The sequence below is a fragment of the Stenotrophomonas sp. FW305-3-2-15-E-LB1 genome (assembly GCF_058787375.1).
Genome location: NZ_JBYSZR010000058.1, coordinates 1 through 5,946, shown reverse-complemented (window position 1 = coordinate 5,946; position 5,946 = coordinate 1). Strand labels below are relative to the sequence as shown.

The window sequence follows — 5,946 nt, the reverse complement described above, 5'->3', positions numbered from 1 at the left end:
GATGCCGTCGATCTGCTCGACGCCATCGAGGGTTTCGGCCACCAGCACATCGCTTCCCAGCGACGTATGCAGTCGCAGGAAGCGTTGGGCGTGTGACGGGCCGGCCAGTGCCGCCCGCAGGTTGTTTACCAGTTCCATGGTGTTTTCCCGACGTCCTGAATTTCAAGGTGGTCTGCATGCGACGTACGCATCGGCAGCCTCCGCTTCCTGCTTCCGCGCGGCCTGCGCCCCTCCCGGGCCGCAGGCGCACACGGCGATCAGGCCGCTTCCGGACGGAGCCCGTTCCATGAACGGACGCGGTCCAGCTCACGACCCAGGCCCAGTTCCAGGCTGTCGCAGTGGTCAAGGGCTGCTTCGCAGTCAAGTCCAAAGAATTCCACCAGCGTTCTCCTTTCGCTCAGTGTCATGACACTTTTGAAGCCACCCTTCTTGCCGGCGGTGACTTTGATGGCGTTGATCCGGCTCCCCTCGGCCATTGCTGCCAGCAAGCGGACGTCGAGGACGCCGCCTTGGGTGCAAGGCCGCCACGAGTCAGCCTGCGAGCTGGCTCCTCGACACGGCTGATGTGAGCCTCATGCCGCCCTGCTTGCCCAGCGCTGTTCACCCAAGCGCCGCCCTTCAGATCAGACCGGCCGACGGTCCGGCTCGAACTGCGCCATGACCTCCGGCTCGACCAGTCTCAAAGGGTCATTGGCATCGATCGCGCATTCGTCCTCTACCCACTGCGGCCACACTGGCATACGGCAGGATTTCAGGACCAGCCAGCGGCACAGAACGAGAGGCAACAGCAGTGGCATCAACACAAATCGGGCACCGAGCATGGCGGGCCCCAGGCTGGCAACCACGAACAGATAGCAGTTGCGCCAGGACGGCTTCACCGAGAGGTTCATCTGCCGGTCTTCAATGCTGTCGACCACGGCCTCTGGCCCATTCTCCATGTAGCGCCTGACGAACTCCCAGATTCCCTTGATCTTCTGCTCGTCATCGAAGTAGTGCCCGACGGCGAAGGTGCGCTTGACCACCCGGTCTTCAACGATGCTGCAGCGCAGGTCGCGCAGGAAGTCCTGGGTGGTTCCCCGACCGATGTAGAACACCGCGTCATCCCACGGCACCCGGACTGCCCCTTCCTTGCCTCCGGTGAAGAAATAGACCATCCGGTTACGGCGATTGAATCGCGTCGGATACCAGACGTACGTGAAGAACTCGTATTTGAGTGTCGTGTGCCAGAACAGTACAGGAGCGCCAACAACGCACACTGCAACCATGGCATACATGACCCAGTCCCAGAAGTCGCCTTCCAGATTCGGAATCACCAGGGTGAACAGGAGGAAGAAGCCGAGCAGGAACAGCCCGATGGTTCCAAGCAGGACCATGGTGGTGGACACCATGCCCCGCAGCCTGAAGCGCCGATCAATGAGGTCAACGTATGTCGAATTGAAGTGAACCAGCGAAGCTCGCTCGTCGGGAGCGACGTCCTGCTCGACCTTGGGACTGAAGCGCGAGGCATTCTCCTGGGGCGAAAGGAAACCACCTTCGGGAAACTCGCGCATCCAACCGGTATACATCAATCCTCCTCACCCAAGGCCTGCAGGCCACTCATCTCATCCTGAAGCGTATCGAATTTCCGGCTCTTGTGCTTTCCAAAATAGGAGGCATCCAGCCACTTCTGGATCTTCGTCGGTTTGAAGTAGGCAACGATCAAAGTGATGATCGCGACCACCAGACCGATGATCAAGCCAACGAAAGCGAACGTGGTGAACAGCAGGATCGCAGCGATGATGCTTGCCAGGCCGAGGACGATCATGCAGATGCCATAGCCACGCGAAAGGCCGATGTCCTGGTAGCCATCAATGATGCTCAGCGTACCTCCGATCAATCCCGCGGCGGCACCAAGGAACTTGCCGATGCCGCCCAACAGTCCCGCCCTGCTGCTCAACTGGCCCGAAAGGGCCCGCAGCCTTATGCCGTGGCTGCCAGCCCACCACGGATGCTTCTTGGCGACGCCCGCACTCAGCTCCATCAAACCGCCCGTCAGGCCAGCGACGCCACCTGCGAAGTTGGTTATCTTCACGTCCTTCTCTTCGGCCTTCGCCTTCCTCATCTCGTCCCACGCTCGTCCAAGACTGAACGCGGTGAAGATGTTGGAGACGACGCCCACCTTGAAATCGAGATCGAAAACGCGCCTGACATTGCGCTGCAACAGGGCGTCGAACTCTTCGTGCCGGACGATGACGGACTGGGAAATATGCAGATCGCGCTGAGCGCCCCGCATCTGCACCAGCCTCTGCGCCTCGCTTTCATCCACGATCAAGAAGGCCTGATAGGGGTAGCGTCGGCCTCGGGCATCCTCCATGTTGTCCAGCGATGCGCGCACTGCACTACGGTACTGATGCGAGTTCCCGCCAGAGATGCTCGCCAGTGCCGAGGCCACCATTCTTGTAGCCTGCTTTCGCGTTGCCTCTGTGCGCAGATCGATCAGTCTCAGCCTTGTGTTTGGATCTTCTGTCTTTGCAAGCGCTCCGAGCAGTGAGATGACGCGTCGTTCAGGCAGCTTTGCAGCCATCCAGCCAATCGCACCGTCTCCAAGGCCACTCAGTCTCGAGACAACGGGTCCACTGATCTGATACGCATACTTTGCAATGGCATGCATGGCCACCTGCATCCACTTCCCGCCAACAGGCGCCGGACCGCCCGCCATTGCAGATTTGTAGCCGTCGCTGGTCAGTACGGTATTGAATACACCCCAGATCTTCTCAGACGCATCCGCCCAACTGGTGCCGTCCTTGTTGATGGCACCATCCTTCATGGCCGCGGCCCAGCCCTTGATGATCTCTTCCTGGTTCGCCGCCAGGGCACGGACCTCTACGGATCCCGGCTTCTCGGGATCCTCTCCGAGACGGTCCATGAGGAAGCGCATGACACTCGCCCTTGCCGTGGCGTCGGTGATCACCAGCATTGCCTTGTGCACATAGGCGATACCGCTGTCTATGTTTCGCTTGTCGAAATTGTGAATGAAGTGATTTCTGTACGCGTCGGAGCCCATCCACGCCAGGTATGCAGCATCGAGCGGCTCGACCGTTGCCTTCTCGAAGGCAGACAGTTCAGCCGGGTACTCGACCTCGATGTATTGCTTCTTCTTGGTGTTGTCGAACAGATCGATGTGATCGCTCTGCCAGGCATCGGTTCCGAGACGGTCAGCCTCTTCCTCGGTGATGTAGCCCGCATACTCCATCTTCTCGCCGGCATTGCGCCCCCGGTAGGCACCACTGGAGTGCGCTGGGAACAGGGTGCCGAAGATGCCCGCAACCGTGGAACGCGTCTCACTGGTTCGCTGCACTGCATTGTGCCGCACCGCCATGGCAATGGCATCGATCGCCTGCGCGCTCTCCCGCTTCCAACGACGCAAGGGCTCATTTGTCCATGCATGGGTACGGCGGATGATCTGGGAGTTCAGATCCATCGCAATCCCGATCGGATCATCAAGCGCGACCATCGCCACCTTGATGTCCTTGCCAGCCTGCCTAGCTGCCTCAAGCAACTGGGGAACCTGCCCAACCGCACTGTTGAATGGACTCAGGGAATCGGCAAACGCTGGTGACGTGCTCTGCTGGCCGGCATCAAGCCCCAACGGCCATGCGAAACGGATCGGCTGTATCATCCGTTCAAACAGATCGCCGCCAACCTTGAACTCCGCCACCTCCGCGTGATGCGCGGCCAACGCGCCTGCATGCGGCTGCTCCGCTTCGCCCTTGGACTGGCACCAGGCCGCACCGTCGAACTTGCGCATGTTCGCCTGCCGCACCGCAGGCTTGTCCATGTGCTCTTTCAGTACGGCAGCTGTCCATGGCGTATCGCAGAACGCCATCCACACATTGCCGACCCTGCCTGGGATGTGCGCATCGGGAATGGGAACGCACCGCGCCATCTCCGAGGTTGCCCGACGACCGCAGGGAGCGTTGTCCAGGTCCTCCAGGCTTGGGGGCTGGGAACTGTGGATGTCGAATTCCGTGAGATAGCCCTTGGCGTCTGCCAGATAGGCCTTCCAGCCCCTCGCGCCAAGATGCTCATTGAAGACATACACATACCCTTCCCGCACTGTGCGCAGGGTGTACTGTGCGAGCGCACGAGGCAGCTGCACGGCACTTCCCCCACCAGCGAAACTGCCTGCAAGCTGCGGCGCCTGCGCCCACGCATTGACATCCGTTCTGGCGACGGCATAGCGCAACGGCATCAACAGGAGGCCCTTGCGATCACAGGCAGGACAGTGCTTGGTGAGATCCTCGCAGGGAGAAAGCACCTTTGCAGTGGTGCCGGCGCCGGCCTCACGCTTGGTCGCAGCTGTTTTCTCGTTGTCCCACTGGCCGCCCTGGTCCGTCGCTACGAACCTGTAGGTGGCCTTCCAGGCTTCTTTCTTTCCCGCGGGACGCTCTCGATTGCCCCACACATAGATCTGTCGACCGTCGCTGGTGCTGTAGCACTCACAGGTGACCAAATTCCGCTCGGCAAAGTACTTGAGCGAGGTTCGTCCCTCGCCATCGGGTTCGGAAACCACATACCAACCTGGCTTGAACTCAGACATTTCCCACTCCTGTGATTTCGTTTTCCGGCCATCGCCGCGCGGATTCCGGCGCAGCCTGGTCCGCCGTTTCCATGCTACGGGTCAGTGCTTCAAGATCCAGGTCGGCTGTTGCACCCAGATAGGTTCCTCCGCTCTGCCGCATGTCGCTGAGACACCGCTTCATGACTGGATGCAGGAACAAGGCATCGCCATGGAGAACCGCGTCGACGGCAAATGCCTGCTGGTCCTCCGTCGAAACCATTCCTTCCTGCTCGATCGCCCGACGCAGCGCCGCATCGATGCGCTCATGGAGAGCGGAGGACGCCAGCGTGCCCGCGAGCCTGGCGATCTCGCGAGCAGTCCGGTTGACCAGCTCGACTCTGAAGACCGCATCCCATTGCGACTCGCTCCAGGATTCGTCGTGCGGCTTGTCCTCTGCCGGCCGCGCCGTACACGTCCAGGTGCCGAGATCGAGATCCCGCCAGCACCACACATCGATCGACCCCATCAAGCCGTGCAGCTGGGCAGGCGAAAGAATCCGCGGAAGATGCATGAATACGCGGGGATCATGGAGTCTGATCCAGTACCGGTCACTGCCCGGCTTCCGCCGGAACATCATCGAGCGAAGGTGGCTGGCAACCTGATCAACCGGGGCATTGCTTCCAAGCAGTGCCAGAAGACCGCGCGGCTCACCTGTCACATAGGTGCTCTCGAGCTCATCAAGCAGCGCCACGCGCAGATCCGGACTGGCGCCATCAAGCAAGACCAGGTGCGGACACATCCCCGCCGGCAAGGCGACAGCCTGGGGCTCCAGGCTGAGCGTCCGGAATGAGCTCAGCGACGGAACGAGATCCAGCACCGATTCGCTGATGATTGCAATGGGATACTCAAGGATGTGCCTATGTGAGAAACCCATGGCATCAGCTCACTGGCACAACGGCTGCGCCCGCGCGTTCCGCGTTGGCCGCCTTGGTCGGACACAGAGCAAGCTTGCCATCGTTGGACTTCGCCTCCCCCGCCACACTCGCCGGTCCCACCCAATCACGCTGGCTCGCCTTGAACTCCACCTTCCCCGGCGCGCCGAGCTCGATGTTGTCGCCCTCGATCCGGATGTACGCCCCCGCCGCCGTGGCCAGCAGATGCTTGCTCGGCGCCGACAGCATCACGTCTGCTTCGGTGCTGGCAATGCGCACCTGGGTCTTGGCTGCCACGATCGCCTGGTTCTTGTGCGCGCGTGCGCTCACCTTGCCCTGCGCGGCGTGCAGTGCGATGCCGCGTTCCTGGTTCGGGCTCTCGCCGCTGGGCTGCACTCCGGCGGTGTACAGCACCAGGCCGCCGGCAACCGCCAGCGTCAGCGAGCCCTGCGTCATCCAGTTCAGCGCCACGCC

The 5,946-nt window shown here is 61.3% G+C and carries 5 protein-coding genes; all 5 read right to left on the bottom strand.

From position 1 onward, the window contains the following. Positions 1 to 257: 257 nt before the first annotated feature. The gene (locus AC3WL7_RS21310) at positions 258 to 488 is read right to left on the bottom strand and encodes a hypothetical protein (protein WP_492753029.1); all 231 of its coding nucleotides are present in this window, start codon (positions 486 to 488) and stop codon (positions 258 to 260) included. 135 nt (positions 489 to 623) lie between these two features. Continuing rightward, positions 624 to 1,565: a DUF6708 domain-containing protein gene (locus tag AC3WL7_RS21305; protein WP_492753027.1), complete on the bottom strand. Its 942-nt coding sequence runs from the start codon at positions 1,563 to 1,565 to the stop codon at positions 624 to 626. Next, the gene (locus tag AC3WL7_RS21300) at positions 1,565 to 4,579 is read right to left on the bottom strand and encodes a T6SS effector BTH_I2691 family protein (protein ID WP_492753025.1); all 3,015 of its coding nucleotides are present in this window, start codon (positions 4,577 to 4,579) and stop codon (positions 1,565 to 1,567) included. Before AC3WL7_RS21300 ends, AC3WL7_RS21305 begins: the two co-directional genes overlap by 1 nt. Continuing rightward, complete coding sequence (locus AC3WL7_RS21295) at positions 4,572 to 5,474, bottom strand: DUF4123 domain-containing protein (RefSeq protein ID WP_492753024.1); 903 nt, start codon at positions 5,472 to 5,474, stop codon at positions 4,572 to 4,574. Before AC3WL7_RS21295 ends, AC3WL7_RS21300 begins: the two co-directional genes overlap by 8 nt. 4 nt (positions 5,475 to 5,478) lie before the next feature. Continuing rightward, on the bottom strand, positions 5,479 to 5,946 hold a 468-nt coding region (locus AC3WL7_RS21290), incomplete at its 5' end, for a DUF2345 domain-containing protein (protein WP_492753022.1).

Excerpts from the sequence above, each read along its gene's own strand:
- AC3WL7_RS21305 (WP_492753027.1), bottom strand. The coding sequence starts at position 1,565 with ATGTATACCGGTTGGATGCGCGAGTTTCCCGAAGGTGGTTTCCTTTCG.
- AC3WL7_RS21300 (WP_492753025.1), bottom strand. The coding sequence starts at position 4,579 with ATGTCTGAGTTCAAGCCAGGTTGGTATGTGGTTTCCGAACCCGATGGC.
- AC3WL7_RS21295 (WP_492753024.1), bottom strand. The coding sequence starts at position 5,474 with ATGGGTTTCTCACATAGGCACATCCTTGAGTATCCCATTGCAATCATC.